The organism is Nocardia sputorum, assembly GCF_027924405.1.
GTDB classification, from domain to species: domain Bacteria; phylum Actinomycetota; class Actinomycetes; order Mycobacteriales; family Mycobacteriaceae; genus Nocardia; species Nocardia sputorum.
Map to the genome: position 1 here is coordinate 7,250,814 of NZ_AP026978.1, position 15,406 is coordinate 7,266,219.

Annotated in this window: 14 protein-coding genes; 4 read left to right on the forward strand and 10 right to left on the reverse strand. The window is 67.8% G+C overall.

Going from position 1 to position 15,406, the window contains the following annotated elements:
• Positions 1-56: 56 nt before the first annotated feature.
• Both QMG86_RS32645 and rfbA read right to left on the reverse strand, forming a co-directional pair.
• The gene (locus QMG86_RS32645; protein ID WP_281881248.1) at positions 57-605 is read right to left on the reverse strand and encodes a dTDP-4-dehydrorhamnose 3,5-epimerase family protein; all 549 of its coding nucleotides are present in this window, start codon (positions 603-605) and stop codon (positions 57-59) included.
• Positions 606-607: 2 nt separating this feature from the next.
• Positions 608-1,480 carry a glucose-1-phosphate thymidylyltransferase RfbA gene (gene rfbA, locus QMG86_RS32650; RefSeq protein ID WP_159844696.1) on the reverse strand — a complete coding sequence of 291 codons (873 nt, stop codon included), beginning with the start codon at positions 1,478-1,480 and terminating at the stop codon, positions 608-610.
• Positions 1,481-1,708: 228 nt separating this feature from the next.
• On the opposite strand from rfbA, the gene QMG86_RS32655 reads away from it, so the two are divergent.
• Complete coding sequence (locus QMG86_RS32655) at positions 1,709-2,698, forward strand: alpha/beta hydrolase (RefSeq protein WP_281876740.1); 990 nt, start codon at positions 1,709-1,711, stop codon at positions 2,696-2,698.
• Positions 2,699-2,988: 290 nt separating this feature from the next.
• On the opposite strand, the gene QMG86_RS32660 is transcribed toward QMG86_RS32655, so the two are convergent.
• A complete protein-coding gene (locus QMG86_RS32660) occupies positions 2,989-3,696 on the reverse strand; it encodes a DUF8020 domain-containing protein (protein WP_281876741.1) in 708 nt (235 codons plus the stop codon).
• A gap of 305 nt (positions 3,697-4,001) precedes the next feature.
• Between QMG86_RS32660 and rfbB the strand changes: the two genes are divergently transcribed.
• Positions 4,002-5,018: a dTDP-glucose 4,6-dehydratase gene (gene rfbB, locus QMG86_RS32665; RefSeq protein ID WP_281876742.1), complete on the forward strand. Its 1,017-nt coding sequence runs from the start codon at positions 4,002-4,004 to the stop codon at positions 5,016-5,018.
• A 57-nt stretch (positions 5,019-5,075) separates the two neighbouring features.
• Here rfbB and QMG86_RS32670 read toward each other — a convergent pair whose 3' ends face one another.
• Together QMG86_RS32670 and QMG86_RS32675 are read right to left on the reverse strand one after the other, a co-directional pair.
• Positions 5,076-6,665: a DUF2142 domain-containing protein gene (locus QMG86_RS32670; protein WP_281876744.1), complete on the reverse strand. Its 1,590-nt coding sequence runs from the start codon at positions 6,663-6,665 to the stop codon at positions 5,076-5,078.
• Complete coding sequence (locus tag QMG86_RS32675) at positions 6,662-7,636, reverse strand: glycosyltransferase (protein ID WP_281876745.1); 975 nt, start codon at positions 7,634-7,636, stop codon at positions 6,662-6,664. The genes QMG86_RS32670 and QMG86_RS32675 overlap by 4 nt, the downstream gene beginning before the upstream one ends.
• Before the next feature lie 144 nt (positions 7,637-7,780).
• Between QMG86_RS32675 and QMG86_RS32680 the strand changes: the two genes are divergently transcribed.
• A complete protein-coding gene (locus QMG86_RS32680; RefSeq protein ID WP_281876746.1) occupies positions 7,781-8,317 on the forward strand; it encodes a GtrA family protein in 537 nt (178 codons plus the stop codon).
• A gap of 134 nt (positions 8,318-8,451) precedes the next feature.
• A complete protein-coding gene (locus QMG86_RS32685; RefSeq protein ID WP_281876747.1) occupies positions 8,452-10,368 on the forward strand; it encodes a glycosyltransferase in 1,917 nt (638 codons plus the stop codon).
• A gap of 109 nt (positions 10,369-10,477) precedes the next feature.
• Here the strand turns inward: QMG86_RS32685 and QMG86_RS32690 are convergent, their stop codons facing one another.
• From QMG86_RS32690 to wzt, 5 genes are all read right to left on the reverse strand, one after another.
• Positions 10,478-11,329, reverse strand: coding sequence for an SDR family oxidoreductase (locus QMG86_RS32690; RefSeq protein WP_281876748.1), 852 nt, complete (start codon positions 11,327-11,329; stop codon positions 10,478-10,480).
• 142 nt (positions 11,330-11,471) lie between these two features.
• Entirely contained in the window at positions 11,472-12,185 is a 714-nt protein-coding gene (locus QMG86_RS32695) for a PAT1 family protein (RefSeq protein ID WP_236567058.1), read from the reverse strand.
• Positions 12,186-12,242: 57 nt separating this feature from the next.
• Positions 12,243-13,289 carry a ribosome small subunit-dependent GTPase A gene (gene rsgA / locus QMG86_RS32700; protein WP_281876749.1) on the reverse strand — a complete coding sequence of 349 codons (1,047 nt, stop codon included), beginning with the start codon at positions 13,287-13,289 and terminating at the stop codon, positions 12,243-12,245.
• 265 nt (positions 13,290-13,554) lie between these two features.
• Positions 13,555-14,490, reverse strand: a complete 936-nt coding sequence (gene glfT1, locus QMG86_RS32705; protein ID WP_281876751.1) for a galactofuranosyltransferase GlfT1 — start codon at positions 14,488-14,490, stop codon at positions 13,555-13,557.
• 70 nt (positions 14,491-14,560) lie between these two features.
• Positions 14,561-15,397 (reverse strand): galactan export ABC transporter ATP-binding subunit Wzt/RfbE, encoded by an 837-nt coding sequence (gene wzt, locus QMG86_RS32710; RefSeq protein ID WP_063019080.1) that lies wholly within the window; start codon positions 15,395-15,397, stop codon positions 14,561-14,563.
• Positions 15,398-15,406: the final 9 nt, after the last annotated feature.

The following is a 15,406-nucleotide window of genomic DNA, read 5'->3' on the forward strand; positions in this document are numbered from 1 at the left end:
GATGCGCCGGGCCGGTGTTCGCGCGGCCCCTCTTCGGAACGACACCACGTCCCGGGTCACGAAAACGGCGGGGCCACGGAATCTTTCGCGGAGCGGATGAAAGTGAGTTCCCTGCCGTCGCGACCGACCCGCGGCCACTCGATGCCCAGCGTGGGATCGAACGCATCGATGTCGTGGTCGAACTCCGGCTGGTACTCCAGGGAGCACAGATAGGTGACCGTCGATCCGTCCTCCAGGGAGAGGATCGCGTGGCCGAGACCTTCGGACAGAAACACCGAGCGCCGGTCGACGTCGTCGAGCAGCACACTGTCCCAGCGCCCGTAGGTCGGTGAGCCGGGACGCAGATCGACCACCACGTCGAGGAACGCTCCGCGCACACAGGTCACGTATTTGGCCTGGCCCGGCGGGTCCTCGGTGTAGTGGATGCCGCGCAGCACCCCGGCGGCCGACACCGAGCAGTTGACCTGCCGCAGGTCGAACGGTCGCCCGGTCGCCTTCTCGAACTCCGAGGCCTTGAACCCCTCGAGGAACATGCCGCGATCGTCTCCGTGCTGGCGCGGCGTGATCACCCACGCGCCCGGCACCGCGAGTTCCCGGAACTCCATGCTCACCAGTCCCGTCCGCGGTCGAGCAGATCGAGCAGATAGCGGCCGTACCCGGAGCGGACCATCGGTTCGGCGAGCCGGCGCAGCTGCTCGTCGTCGATGAAGCCCATCCGCCAGGCCACCTCTTCGGGGACGCCGATCTTGAGGCCCTGCCGCTCCTCGATGGTGCGGACGTAATTGGCCGCGTCGAGCAGGGAATCGAAGGTACCGGTGTCCAGCCACGCGGTGCCGCGGGCGAGCACGTCCACGCTCAGGCGATCCTGTTCCAGGTAGGCGCGATTGATGTCGGTGATCTCGTATTCGCCACGTGCGGACGGTCGCAGCGACCGGGCGATCTCCACCACGTCGTTGTCGTAGAAGTACAGCCCCGGAATGGCGTAGTTCGACCGGGGGACCTTGGGTTTCTCCTCGATGGACACCGCGCGTCCTTCGGTGAACTCCACCACGCCGTAGGCGGTCGGGTCGGAGACCCAGTACGCGAACACCGCACCGCCGTCGATCCCGTGGAAGCGATTGAGGCTGGTGCCGAGACCGGGGCCGTGAAAGATGTTGTCGCCGAGCACCAGTGCGGCGCAATCGCCGCCGATGTGATCGGCGCCCAGGACGAAGGCCCTGGCCAGGCCGTCCGGCTCGGGCTGGACCACGTAGTCGAGGGACAGCCCGAACTGCGTGCCGTCGCCGAGCAGCCGCCGGAACGCCGCGGCGTCCTCGGGCGTCGTGATCACCAGGATGTCCCTGATCCCCGCGAGCATCAGCGTGGAAAGGGGGTAGTAGACCATGGGTTTGTCGTAGACCGGGACCAGCTGCTTGCTCACCCCGCGCGTGATCGGGTGCAACCGGGAGCCGGTGCCGCCCGCCAGAATGATTCCGCGCATGCCTGGAGTCTGCCAGTCTCACGGCTCCGGGATTCGATGAGGTTCCGAGTAGTCCTCGATTCGGTCACGGCCGTTTCGCCGCGGCGGGGTTGGAGCGATTCTGTTGCGTAGGTCACGATGCGCATGGTCTTCTGAAAAGACACTGCGTGAGATGTCAGCGCCGACAGCTCGCCTGGGCGACCTCGGTCCGGTCGTGATTCGGCGCACCAGTTGTGAGGTAGGTGCGCGATGGCGACCAGAGACGGCGAGCCCGGCGTGGTGATGAATCCGAAGGGCCCCAGCGCGCAATCGCGCCTGCTGCTTGCCACCTGTATGGGCGTGGTCCGGCCGGTGCTGCGAACCTTCCCCGTGACCAAGGCGACCATCCCGGTCGGCGCCGCCACCGTGGACGGGCTGGCGCGATTGCGTCCCCGCCCGTACGGCATCGATCGGGAGCAGGTGTCGTTGCATCGTCTCCGCCTGGAGATCATCCGCCCGGCCGGTGCGGCGCGTGCGCTGCGCCACGGCGCGGTGCTCTACATGCACGGCGGCGGCTTCGCGATCTGCAGCACCCGCAGTCATCGTCCGATCGCGGCGAGCCTGGCTCGCCGCACCGGCCTGCCCGTGATCAATGTCGAGTACCGCCAATTGCCCGGCACGCGGATCGCCGACTCGGTGCGGGACTGCCTGGCCGCCTACCGCTGGCTGTTGCGCCACGGTGCCGATCCGGCGCGGATCATCTTCGCGGGTGACTCGGCGGGCGGCTATCTGACTTTCGCGACCGCGCTGCTGGCCGTGGAGTCGGGGTTGCCGGTGCCGGCCGGGTTGGTCGGCTTGAGCCCGCTGCTGGACCTGGACTACGGGGCGAAGCGGGACTACGTGAACGTCGCGCGGGATCCGTATATCCCGTTGTCGGCGCTGGAAGCGGTGGTGCGCATCGGCGCGGAGGTCGACGGAGTGCTCGATCCGGCGCTGTCGCCGGTCAACGCGGTGCTGTCCGCGCTGCCGCCCGTGCTGTTGATCGCCGCCGAGGACGAGGTGCTGCGCTTCGACTCCGAACTGATGGCGCAGCGGCTCACGGCGGCGGGCGTGCCGAACGCGCTGGAGCTGTGGCGCGGCCAGGTCCACGCCTTCATGAGCATCGCGCCGAACCTGCCGGAGAGCAGGGCGGCGCTGGCGCGGGTCTCGCGGTTCGTGCGGGCATGCATCGAAGAGGACCAGCGGGCTCGGACGGCGTAACCGGTCGGGCCCTGCCCAGGCGAGCCCCGCCCCGCACCGGACGGGACGGGGCTCGCGTCTGCGTGGGGCAAGTTCGCACCTCGGCGGTACCCTGCGCCCGCCGCGGACTATTTCCGATTCGAAGTTATCTGTCCTTGATAGCCCAGGTCACAAGTCCGCGATTTTGATTTTTTGCATATTGTTCAATAATCGTTCACCTTTCCGTTTGCTGCCGGAACAACTGAAGCCCCGCCCGGGCTGTCCGCGCGGGCGGGGCTTCTGTGTTGTTCGATTATGCGTTCGGCCGCGGATTACTTCGGGGCGTTGAACGGCTGGTTGATGGTGGTGAAGTACTGGATCGCGGCACCGATCGCGACCGGGGCGGTGATCAGCAGCTGGCCCGCGAGGGTGCCCAGCGCGCCGACGGCGATGATGCCGCCGAGGCAGCCGATGGCGGCGGCCGGGATGAACCCGCCGAACAGGCCGATGATGGCCGCCGAGGCGACGGTGGCGCCGGCGATGCCGCCGAGCACGCAGCCGACGGCGCCGCCGCCGATGCCGCCGACCAGGGTGCCGATGGTGGCGCCGGTCGAGATGGTGTCCTTCATGCGGTTGAAGGCGGCCTGCTCACGGTCGTACTCGCTCTTCCACGGCGCCTTGTCCTCGAAGGGGAGGGCGACCGGCTTGTAGGTCGCGTGCGCCATGTCGAACTGCGGGGTCAGGGTGGCGGTGCGGTCCGCGATCTCGGCAGCGATCGGGAACTCGAAGTCGTCCACCCGGAAGGTCAGCGGCATGCCGGTGAGCACGTCACCGTTGGCGGCCTTGACCTTGAACGTGCCATCCTCGACGACCATGGAACCGGCATCGGTCGTGATGATGGACTGGGTGTCGGTCGCGTGGGCGGTGAAGTTCACCGCGCCATCGGCCTCGGAGGCCGGAGCCGCGTTCACGGTGCCGGCGGTGACGCCGAGAGCGGCGATCAGCAGTGCCGACGTCGCGGCGAATTTCCTCATCAGCATTTTGTTTCGAACCTCGATTGGAACGTTCGGAGGGGACTAGACGAGCAAAATCTAGACCAGCTAACGCGTGGTGAACCCGTTGTGACTGTTTATTCAAATTTTGTTCACCGCTGCGACCCACGGCTCGGTGGGGTCGCGGAAATGTGGGCGCTGACCGGGCTTTTCCGAGAGAAACCAATCCGGAAGTTCTTTGCACTGAGAAGTCAATGAGACGAAGGTCACAGATCGAAATCACGGAGTGGCCCTCAGCCGCACCGGATTCGAGTCCGTCGCCGGTGCGCCGCGGCCCCACGTACAGTCAGGGGGTGCGATTGCTCGTCACCGGCGGCGCCGGGTTCATCGGCGCGAACTTCGTCCTGCAGACCGTGTCCGACCATCCGGATGCGACCGTCGTCGTTCTCGATGCCCTGACCTATGCCGGGAACCGGGCCTCGCTCGACCCGGTGGCCGACCGCATCGACTTCGTGCACGGCGACATCGCCGACCTCGATCTGGTCGACCAACTGGTCAGCGGCGTGGACGCGGTGGTGCACTTCGCCGCCGAGTCGCACAACGACAACTCCCTCGCCGAGCCGTGGCCGTTCGTGCAGACCAATATCGTCGGCACCTATTCCCTGTTGCAGGCCGTGCGCAGGCACGACGTGCGCTACCACCACGTGTCGACCGACGAGGTCTACGGCGATCTGTCCCCGGACGATCCGGCGTTCACCGAGGCCACGCCGTACAACCCGTCCAGCCCGTACTCGGCCACCAAAGCCTCCAGCGACCTGCTGGTGCGGGCTTGGACCCGCTCGTTCGGCGTGCGCGCCACCATCTCCAATTGCAGTAACAATTACGGCCCGTACCAGCACGTGGAGAAATTCATCCCGCGCCAGATCACCAACCTGATCGATGGCGTGCGTCCCCGGCTGTACGGGGCGGGGCATCAGGTGCGCGACTGGATCCACGTCGACGATCACAATCGCGCCGTGTGGGAGATCCTGCGCCGCGGCCGGATCGGGCAGACCTATCTGATCGGCGCCGACGGCCAGCTCGACAACAAGTCCGTGGTGCGGATGATCCTCGCGGAGTTCGGCCGCGACCCCGACGATTTCGACCACGTGACCGACCGCCCCGGTCATGACCAGCGGTACGCGATCGACGCGACGTTGCTGCGTTCCGAACTCGGCTGGCGGCCCCGCTACGCGGACTTCCGCGCCGGACTGGCCGCCACCATCCAGTGGTACCGGGACAACGAATCCTGGTGGCGTCCCTACAAAGACGTCACCGAGCGCGCCTACCTCGCGGCCGGGGAGCGGACGCTCAGCGCGGCGGGCGACTGAAACGGCAACGGCGCCCCGGGGACAGCCCCGGAGCGCCGCGACGGAATCCTCTGCCGCTCAGCCCCAGACGATGGTGTAGTACTTCGCCGCCGCCGCGATCAGGGCCACACTCGCCGCCACCAGCACGGTGACGGCCGGGCCGACCGTCGGGGTCTTCCCGGCGGAGTCGGTGAGCCGCAGCGGCATCCAGCGCAGCAGCACCGCGAGCGTCACGATCGCCAGCGGCACGAAGTAGCGGCCCTGCACGCCGTCGATGATGTAGTAGCCGACCGGCGTGAACGACATGTAGAGCGTCACGTAGATCATGGCGACGCTGGCGGCCATGGTGAGCGCGATGATCAGGGTGCGGCGGAAGGCCGGGGCGGTCATCCGTTCGGCCACGCCGAGGCTCACGGCGAACGCCAGCAGACAGGCCAGCATCGACAGCGCGGGCACATCGACGTAGGCGAAGCCGAGCTCGCCGAAGAACTGGCTGAACCAGCGCTGGTCGCGCAGCGCGATGCTCTCGCCGAACACGTGCGCGAACTCCGGCGGATCGCGCAGGATGCCGCTGAGCTGATCGCCGGGACGCACCGAGTGCCACTGGTGCGGCGGCCGCATCAAGCCCATCCCGTCGCCGGTCGGCGCGGCGATCTTCATCCACACCGCGAAGGCGAGCCCACCGGCAGCGGCGAAGGCCCATGGGATTGCGCGCCGCCAGCCGCTGAACCCGAACCGGTCCGCGGGCACCAGGGCCACCAGGAGTGCGAGCAGCACATAGGTGGGCTTGCTCACCGGGAGCAGGATCGTCGCGGCCAGCAGAGCGGCGATCTCCGCCCGGCCCAGGCGCTCGCCGAGGAACACGGCCTTCACCAGCAGCGCGGAGACCAGGATGGCCAGCGCGTTGGTCATCGTGTCGGCGGTGACCGTGCCCGCCTGGAACACCGCGATCGGCAGCACGGCGACGGTGAACGCCAGCCACTGCACCCGGTGCGCGCGCAAGGCGTACAGGCCGAACCCGACCACCGCGAGGTAGGCCACCAGCCCGGTGAGCCGGGTGAGCAGCAGCAGGCCACCCACGTCGAGCCCGAAGAGTTCCCCGAGCCGGATGCCGATCGCGGCCGGGATGTACGGGACCGGCGAGTACGCGGCGGTGTTGGTGAACCAGACCGGTTCGGTGGCGTCCGAGACCGCGGCGCTCGTCAGCTGGTCGTAGCGGCCCGGATCGGCCACCATGGGGTCGGGCTCGTCCGGGTTGGTGGTGTAGTCCCGCAGCGCGTAGCCCATCAGCTCGGTGATGCTGGACGGGACGTCGCCGCCGTAGGCGATGCCGCGATCGTCGTGGATCTTCTGCGGCAGGAAGCCCCCGTGTGCGACCTGGTAGGCGCGACCGAACTGGGTGATCTCGTCATGACCCCAGAACGGCGGGGTGAGGACGGTGAACAGCGCGCCGAAGATCGTGGCCAGCAGGGTGAAGGCGATGGTCGCCCCGCCCAGCCGGGTCACCAGTCGGCCCGCGAAGCCTTTCGCTGACCGGTCCGCGCCGGTGGTCACCTCGGCGTCCACCGCCGGTAGCGGCGCGGTGTCGGTCGCGGGCAGGGGGGCGGTGTCCGCGCGCTCTGCCACATCCTTGTCGGGCGTGGCGGTCGGATCCGTCGAGGTCGTCAACGCGGGGCTCCGCCGTTGCCCGCGGTCCGCCGGTCGTCCGCGCCCACCGCGGTGTACCGCAGGTAGACCAGACGCGAGGCTTCGTGCCGAGAGCGCCGGATGCCGTCGAGGATCAGGCCCGCGGTCCACGCGAGGCTGCCGAGCAGCAGCAAGGTGAAGCCGAGGAACAGCGTCGGGAACCGCGGCACCGCGTGGGTGTTGTAGAACTCGACGACGATCGGAATCGTCAGGACGATCGAGACCAGCCAGGCCAGCGTGCCGAACAGGCCGTAGAACGCGACCGGCCGTTCGTGCCGGGCCAAGCCGACGATCAGGGCGAGGATCTTGAATCCGTCGTGGTAGGTGCGCAGCTTGCTCTCGCTGCCCGCCGGACGGTCGCGGAAGCCGACCGGCACCGCGGTCTGCGGCACCCGCAGGTGCAGGGAATGCACGGTGAGCTCGGTCTCGATCTCGAACTCACGCGACACCGCGGGGAAGCTCTTCACGAAGCGGCGGGAGAACACCCGGAAACCGGAGAGCATGTCCTCGACGTTCTCGCCGAAGACCTTCCCGACCACGCCGTTGAGCACCTTGTTGCCGGTCTCGTGTCCCGCGCGGTAGGCCGAGGCGCCCTCGTCCTGCTTGCGCACGCCGAGCACGTGGTCGTAGGGGCCGTCCAGCAGGGTCTTGATCATCAGCGGCGCGGCCGACGCCTCGTAGGTGTCGTCGCCGTCGATCATCAGATACACGTCGGCCTCGATGTCGGCGAAGGCGCGGCGCACCACGTTGCCCTTGCCCTTGGTGTGCTCGTGCCGGACGATCGCTCCGGCTTCGCGGGCGCGCTCGGCGGTCTTGTCCGTGCTCAGATTGTCGTAGACGTAGACGACGATTCCCGGCACGGCGGCCTGCAGGTCGGCCACGACCTTGGCGACCGAAGCCTCTTCGTTGTGACACGGAACGACGGCGGCAATACGGAGCTCGGTGGAGTCCACCCGGGTCAATCCTCGCGATCGGTGAATGTGGGAACACGGGGAGGGTACAGGGAACTCACAGCTGGTGCGTGGCCGACCTCACCGCCTGCGGGAGTGGAATTTCCCGTCGCGGACGGTTCCGCGAGCCTGCGGTACCGTCGGGCCGTGCCATCCAGTGAGTCCACCGCGCCCGCGGGCGAGCCAGTGACGCAGGAGACCGGAACGGTCGTCAGCAAGGTGCTCACCGCCCTGCGCAGAGGCGGGGCTTTCCTGGTGGTCGGCGCGATCGGCTTCCTGGTCGACGCGGGCACGTACAACCTCCTGGTCTTCTGGGGTGGCGAGGGCGTGCTGTATCACTACCCATTACCGGCCAAGATCATCGCGATCGCGGTGGCGACGGTGGTGACCTATTTCGGCAACAAATGGTGGACATTCGCGCACAAGCGGACCGACAATCCCGGCCGCGAGTACCTCCTGTACGCCGTGTTCAATGTGGTGGCGATCGGCCTGCAACTGGGCTGTCTCGGCTTTTCCCGCTACGTGCTCGAGCTGTCCAGCCCCCTCTCGGACAACCTCTCCGGTACGTTGATCGGGCAGATCGTGGCCGTGGTGTTCCGGTACTGGGCTTACGACAAATTCGTCTTCACCGGGGCGCGAGCGGGCAAGGACAGTGCTACCGACAACGAATCGGCGAACGTTTAGCAATGGTTCGGGCACACGTCGGCATGGCTGTACGGCGGGCAACCGCACACGGCGGTTGATATCCTCACCCCCGCCGTTCAGGCATCGAGGGGCGTGTCTGTCCCGTCCGGCACAATGAGAATTTCGAGGATTTCATGGATCAGTCGGCTATCGAGGCCGTTACCGAAACAAACGATCGCTCGACGGCCGCTGAGGCGCCTGCCGCGCTGCGTGCCGACCATCGGGCGCCGGACCGGTTAGTGCTCCAGCGCGGTATCTTCACCGGTCCGTCGGCCAAGGTGAGCGACGAGTTGTACGCCGTCGTGAAAGGCGGCGCGCACCGGGAACGCCAGACCCTGCGCCTGGACAAGGGCGCGACCGCGCACACCAACACCTACTTCGGCCGGTTCGCCGCCAGCTACTGGCAGCGCTGGACCACGGTCACCGAGGTACGCGCCACCATGGTGCTGGAGGTGGTCGCCAAGGCGAGGATCCGGCTGGTGGCCTCGGACATCGCGGGTCACCGCAGGATCATCGACACCGCGCGGGTCGACGCGAGCGGTTCGGTCACGCTGAGCGCCCCGCTCGACCAGTACGTCGACGGCGGCGCGCTGTGGCTGGAGTTCGACGCCATCGGCGGCGCGCTGGGCATCGCGGAACTGAGCTGGACCGCCCTCGCGCCGGAACGCGTTCGTCCGGTCGCCATCGCGATCTGCACCTTCAACCGTGCCGAGGACTGCGCCGAGACGGTCGCCGCACTGTCCTCCGATCCCACCGTACTCGCCGCGATCGACGCGGTGTACGTCGTCGACCAGGGCACCGATCTGGTGGAGAACCGGCCGCGCTACCAGGAGGTCGCGCCGGTCTTCGGCGAGAAGCTGCGCTACCTGCGCCAGCCGAACCTCGGCGGCGCGGGCGGCTTCACCCGGGGGCTCTACGAGGTGTCCGCGGTGAACGAGCACGCCGACGTCATCCTGATGGACGACGACATCCTGTGCGAACCGGAGACGGTATTGCGGCTCAACGCATTCGCCAACCTGACGGTCGAGCCGACCCTGGTCGGCGCCCAGATGCTGTTCCTGCTCAACCCCGACTACCTCAACGTCGGCGCCGAGGAAGTGCATCTGAACCGGCTGCGGCACGGCCAGAAGGTGGCGAAGGCGCTGCGCAACACCAGCATGCTGAAGAAGAACCAGGAGCGCCGCGTGGATGCCGGCTACAACGCCTGGTGGACCTGCCTGATCCCGGCCGAGGTGGTCGCGAAGATCGGCCTGCCGATCCCGATCTTCTTCCAGTGGGACGACGTCGAATACGGCATCCGGGCGCGTGAGCACGGGTTCGTCACCGTCACGCTGCCCAACGCCGCGGTCTGGCACGCGGACTTCTACTGGAAGGACTACGACGACTGGGCGCGCTACTTCAGCACCCGCAACTCGCTGATCGTCGGCTCGCTGCACACGGAGCTGAACGGTAAGGAGATCGCGGGCAGGCTGTTCCGGGAGATGTCCGAGCAGCTGGTCGCGATGCAGTACGGCCTGGTGCACACCACCCTGCAGGGCATCGAGGACTTCCTGAAGGGCCCGAAGGTGCTGCGGGACGGCGGTATCGAAGCATTGGCCGCCGCACGCACCAGCCGCGCCGACTACCCCGAGACGATCAAGCACCCGGCCGCGACGCCGCCGGTCCGTTCCGCGGACATCACCTTGCGCCGTGCCGGTGGCGAACCCAGCCGCGCGAAGCTGGTGCTGATCAAGCGCGCGATCAATCAGTGGCTGGGCCGCACCCAGCACGGCATCATCGGCATCACCAGGGAAGACGCCTACTGGTGGCATGTTTCGCTGTTCGACCACGTGGTGGTCACCGATGCCTCGCAGTCCGGCGTCCGGGTGCGCAGGCGCGACAAGGCTCGCGCGCTGCAACTGCTGCGCCGGATGGTGCGCGTGCTGCGGCGCTTGCGCCGGGAACTGCCCGCGGTGCAGGCGCAGTACCGCGCCGCCATGCCGGAGCTGACCAGCCGCGAGAACTGGGAGCGGTTGTACGGGATCGAAGGGTCCGCCGCTCCGCGCTCCTGAACCGTGGCCGAAGCGCCCCCGAACCAGGGTCGGACACCCGACCCTGGTTCGGGGGCGCTGGTGTCTTACGCGAAAAGGGTTCTAGGACATCTCCGCGCAGAAGCGAGCGTCACAAGAACAGGTCGGTGGTGAGTTCGCCGTGACCCGGGGTGACGCGGTACTTGTCGAGGTCGGTTATGCCGTGGGCGGCGAGGACCTCGTCATCGATGAAGAAGTTGCCGCTGGTCTCCTTGCCGGGCGAGGTGAGCACCAGGTAGGCGGCGTCGGCGTAGATGTCGGGGGTGCGCGAGGTGGAGACCATCTCCTCGCCGCCGAGCAGGTTCTTCACCGCCGCCGTGGCGATGGTGGTGCGCGGCCACAGCGAGTTGACGCCGATGCCGTCGCCCTCGAGTTCCTCGGCCAGCCCGAGCGTGGTCAGCGACATGCCGTACTTGGCGATGGTGTAGCCCAGCGCCATGCCCGCCCACTTCGGGTCCAGATTCAGCGGCGGGGACAGGGTGAGGATGTGCGGGTTGCGCCCGGCCCTCGCCGATTCGCGCAGATGCGGGATGCTCAGCTTGGACAACAAGAAGCTGCCCCGGCAGTTGATGTCCTGCATCAGGTCGTACTTCTTCATCGGCAGTGCGTCCGTGGGGGACAGGTCGATCGCGGAGGCGTTGTTCACCACGATGTCGATGCCGCCGAAGCGCTCGACCGTCTGACGCACCGCCTCGGCCACCGACTCGTCGATGCGGACGTCGCCCACGAACGGCAGCACCTGCCCGCCCGCCTGCTCGAGCTCCGCGGCGGCGGTGTGGATGGTGCCAGGCAGCTTGGGATGCGGCTGGTCGGTCTTCGCGATCAGCGTGATGTTGGCGCCGTCGGCCGCGGCCCGCTTGGCGATTTCCAGCCCGATGCCGCGGCTGCCACCGGACATGATCATCGTTCGTCCCGCCAGCGGCTTGGATCCGGGTTCCGTCATCTGACCTGCTCCTTCGTTTCCGCCGCAGGCAGCGGCCCGCAGCTGTACGCGCGCTTGCAGACTAAGCGTAAACCCGCGTGCTATGCAACTAGTTGCATAGGAGGGGCGAAGAGAGGGCACCGGTCGCCGGTGCCCTCTCGATTCAGACCGAGGCGATCAGGACGATGTTCAGCAGGAACATCACTGCGACCAGGGCCCAGACGATGTACAGGAACACCATGCCCGGCGCCTTCTGCGGAACAGGTCCGATCGCGCCGTTGAGGAAGATCACCACCGGCGGCTTGTAGTAGAACCGGGTCGCCTGTCCCTCGGCGATCGGCACGGTGACGTTCGCCTGACCCATGTCGAACAACCACGGGGTGGTGACCCGGACGTGGTACTGGCCGGGTCCGACCGGGATGTGGTTCGCGCCCCAGCGGGTGTTGGGCACCCGCTGGCCGTTGACCAGGATCTTCGGCTTGGTCAGCGCGAGCATGAACGTCCACAGCGAGTACGAGGCGTCGATGGTGATGCCCGGCGGATCGGCAGGCTGACCGTAGCCGGGCTGACCGAATTGCTGCGGTTGCCCATACGGTTGCGGCTGCCCGAACTGCTGTGGCTGGCCGTACGGCTGCGGCTGACCGTATTGCGGTGCGGGCTGGGCGAATTGCGGCGCAGGCTGCCCGTACGGCGGCTGGCCCGCCTGCGGTTGGGCGAGGTGCGGTTGGCTCGGATGCTGCCCCGCGGGCGGCGCGTACTGCGCGGGCGCCTGCGGAGGCGGGTACTGGCCGACCGGCGGCTGCTGACCGAACGTCGGCTGCCCGGGCCAGGGGCCGGGCTGCTGACCGGGTGGCGGGTACCCGCCGGGTTGACTCATCTATCCCTCCCAGATAGCGAACGATGCGAGGGGCACCCTACCGTGCCCCTCGCTCGATCAGCGTCCCGAGTTCCGCTCCTGGTACATCCGGCGCTGCTGTTTGACGATGCCCCGCCACGCCCGCTGGCGCTCGGCCTGCAATCGTTTGTCGGTGCGCGCCCGCATCCATTCGTTCTCCCGGGCCAGCTTGTTGTAGCTGTCGAGCCTGCGCTGGGTCAGCTCGCCGCTGTCGATCGCCTCCCGCACCGCGCACCCCGGCTCGCCGTGGTGCGCGCAATCGCCGAAACGGCACTGCGCGGCAAGGGATTCGATGTCGCTGAAGGTCTTCTCGATTCCTTCGCCCGCATCCCACAATCCGACGCCGCGCAGCCCCGGCGTATCGATCAGGGTGCCGCCGCCGGGCAACGGGCGCAGTTCCCGGTGCACCGTGGTGTGCCTGCCTTTCTTGTCCGTGTCGCGCACGGAGTTGGTGGCGAAGACCTCCGCGCCGAGCAGTGCGTTGGCGAGGGTCGACTTCCCAGCACCGGAGGGTCCGAGCAGCGCGACGGTGCCGTCGAGCATCGCCGTGAGCACGTCCAGCCCCAGGCCGGTATTCGCGCTCACCTCGAGCACGGCAGCGCCCGGCGCGACGGCGCGCACCTCGTCGAGCGGGACGTCGTCGGCCGCGTCGGCCTTGGTGAGCAGCACGATCGGCTGGGCGTTGCTCTCCCAGGCCAGCGCGAGCATGCGTTCGATGCGGCCGAGATCCACATCGCCGTCGGCGGCGGTGCAGATCAATACGGTGTCGACATTGGCGGCGAGCACCTGGCCCTGCGACCGGCCGGATACCGACGAGCGCACGATCGCGGACCGGCGGGGAAGCAGCCGCCGCACGGCCGAGGTGGCGTCGACGGTCACCCAGTCGCCGGTGCACAACCCGCTGACCTCGGAATCCGGGCGCGGGCAGCGGACGCGGGCGAGCCCGTTCGGCGTAATCGCGTCGCATTCACTGCGATCCATGCGAATCACGCGCGCGGGCACGCAGTCTTCCTCGATCAGCGCGGCGTAGCTGGTGGAAACGGCTTCGGTCCAGCCGTAAGGGACGAGAAGGTCGTAGTCGACCATTGTGGAAGGAGTCCTTCGTCGGGCGCCGAACCCGAGAAGGGGTTCAGCGAGCGGAGATTGAGGGGGAATTTCGTGTGGCGGCACGACGGAGGTCAGCTCGCCAAGACACGACAACCCGAACGTTCCTCGTCACGGTCCACACCTCCTTACCTCTCTCGCAGCTCCGCTCACCTTCGCACCCGGTCCCTGCTCCGCGCAACCGAATTTCCGATTCGATCGGAAAGCGCCTCGCGCATCCCCGACTCGACACGCCGGCCCGCCGGACTCAGTCGGGTTTGCCGAACTGCTCGTGGCGGCCGAGGGAGCGTAGGTGGAACCATTCGCGCAGGCCGGCCGGATCGCGGCGGGTGACGAGGAAGAACCAGGAGAAGCGGACCCATTCCTGGGGAAGCAGTTTCCGCATGCCCGGCTGGGACATCAGGTAGCCGCGGTTGCGGTAGGTGAAGTAGCGCTTCACCGGATCGTCCGGGTACTGCGTGTGCATCCGGCCGCCGAGGATCGGCTTGAACTCGGCCGCCCCGTTGGGATGCAGGTACGCCGTCTGCAGGCAGGTGCCGAACGGCAGCCCGGAGCGCACCAGCCTGCGATGCACCTCGACCTCGTCGCCGCGCACGAACAGGCGCAGGTCCGGCACCCCGATCACGTCGACCGCGCGCGCGGAGATCAGCGCGCCGTTGAACAGTGAGGCGATGCCGGGCAGGAAGTCGTCGTCGCCGAGTTCCGAGCGCAGCCGGCGCCAGACCACGCCGCGGCGCAGGGGGAAGGCGAGGCGGTCGGGTTCATCGATGTCGCAGACCACGGGCGATACCTCGACCAAGCCGTGCCGGTTCGCGCAGTCCAGCAGCGTGGACAGCACGTCGGGGCCCTCGGGCCTGCCGTCGTCGTCGGCGAGCCACACCCAATCCGCGCCGATGCTCAACGCGTGCAGCATGCCGAGCGCGAACCCGCCCGCGCCGCCGAGGTTGTGCGCCGAACCCAGGTAGGTGGACTCCACCGGCTGATCGCGCACCAGATCGGCGACCTCCGGCTCGTTGCCGTTGTCGACCACGATCAGGTGATCCACCGGCCGGGACTGGGACGTGACGACCTTCAGCGACTCCGCGAGCAGCTCGCGGCGCTTGTGCGTGACGACGACGGCCACGATCCGCTGCTGCGCACCGGAGTTCGTTCCAGCGGATTCGGTCCCGGTCGGCTCACTCATGCTGCGGCCTTTCCTGCACGAGCGGGACCCTCCGTGGTCACGCTTCGCCGCCGCCTCCGGGCCTGACCGCTCATGCTTGATTCCGCTCCAATTCTCGCTGGTCTGTCCCGGCCCGTTCGGCTTCCATTTCGCGCAGCACGGTCGCGACGTGATTCCCCGCCTCCGGCCCCTCGTAGGCTCGCACCACTTCTTCGATGCCCCCGCGCAACCGGATCTGGCCGTGGTCGATCCACAGGGCGGTATCGCACAGCTGCGCGAGGAATTCGTTGGAATGGCTGGCGAAAACCAGGATGCCGGACCGTGCGACCAAGGACTGCAACCGCAGCCGGGCCTTCTTCATGAATTCCGCGTCGACGGCGCCGATCCCCTCGTCGAGCAGCAGGATTTCGGGATCGATCGAGGTGACCACGCCCATCGCCAGGCGCACGCGCATACCGGTGGAATAAGTGCGCAGCGGCATGGACAGGTATTCGCCGAGTTCGGTGAAATCCGCGATCTCATCGATCTTCGACAGCATCTGTTTGCGCGTCTGCCCGAGGAACAGGCCGCGAATGATGATGTTCTCGTAGCCGGAGATCTCCGGATCCATGCCGACGCCGAGATCGAACACCGGCGCCACCCGCCCACGGATGCGCGCACTGCCCCGCGAGGGCTCGTAGATGCCCGAAAGCAGGCGCAGCAGCGTCGATTTGCCCGCGCCGTTGTGCCCGACCAGGCCGACCCGGTCGCCCTCTTTCAGCGACAGGTTGATGTCCCGCAGGGCCTCGACCACCACGACGTCGGACTGATTGCGTCCGATCGCGCCGCCCGCCTTGCCGAGGAACGCCTTCTTCAGCGACCGCGATTTGGCGTCGAAGATCGGGAATTCGACCCAGGCTTCCTGGGTCTCGATACTCACACGACTCATCGGGGGCGC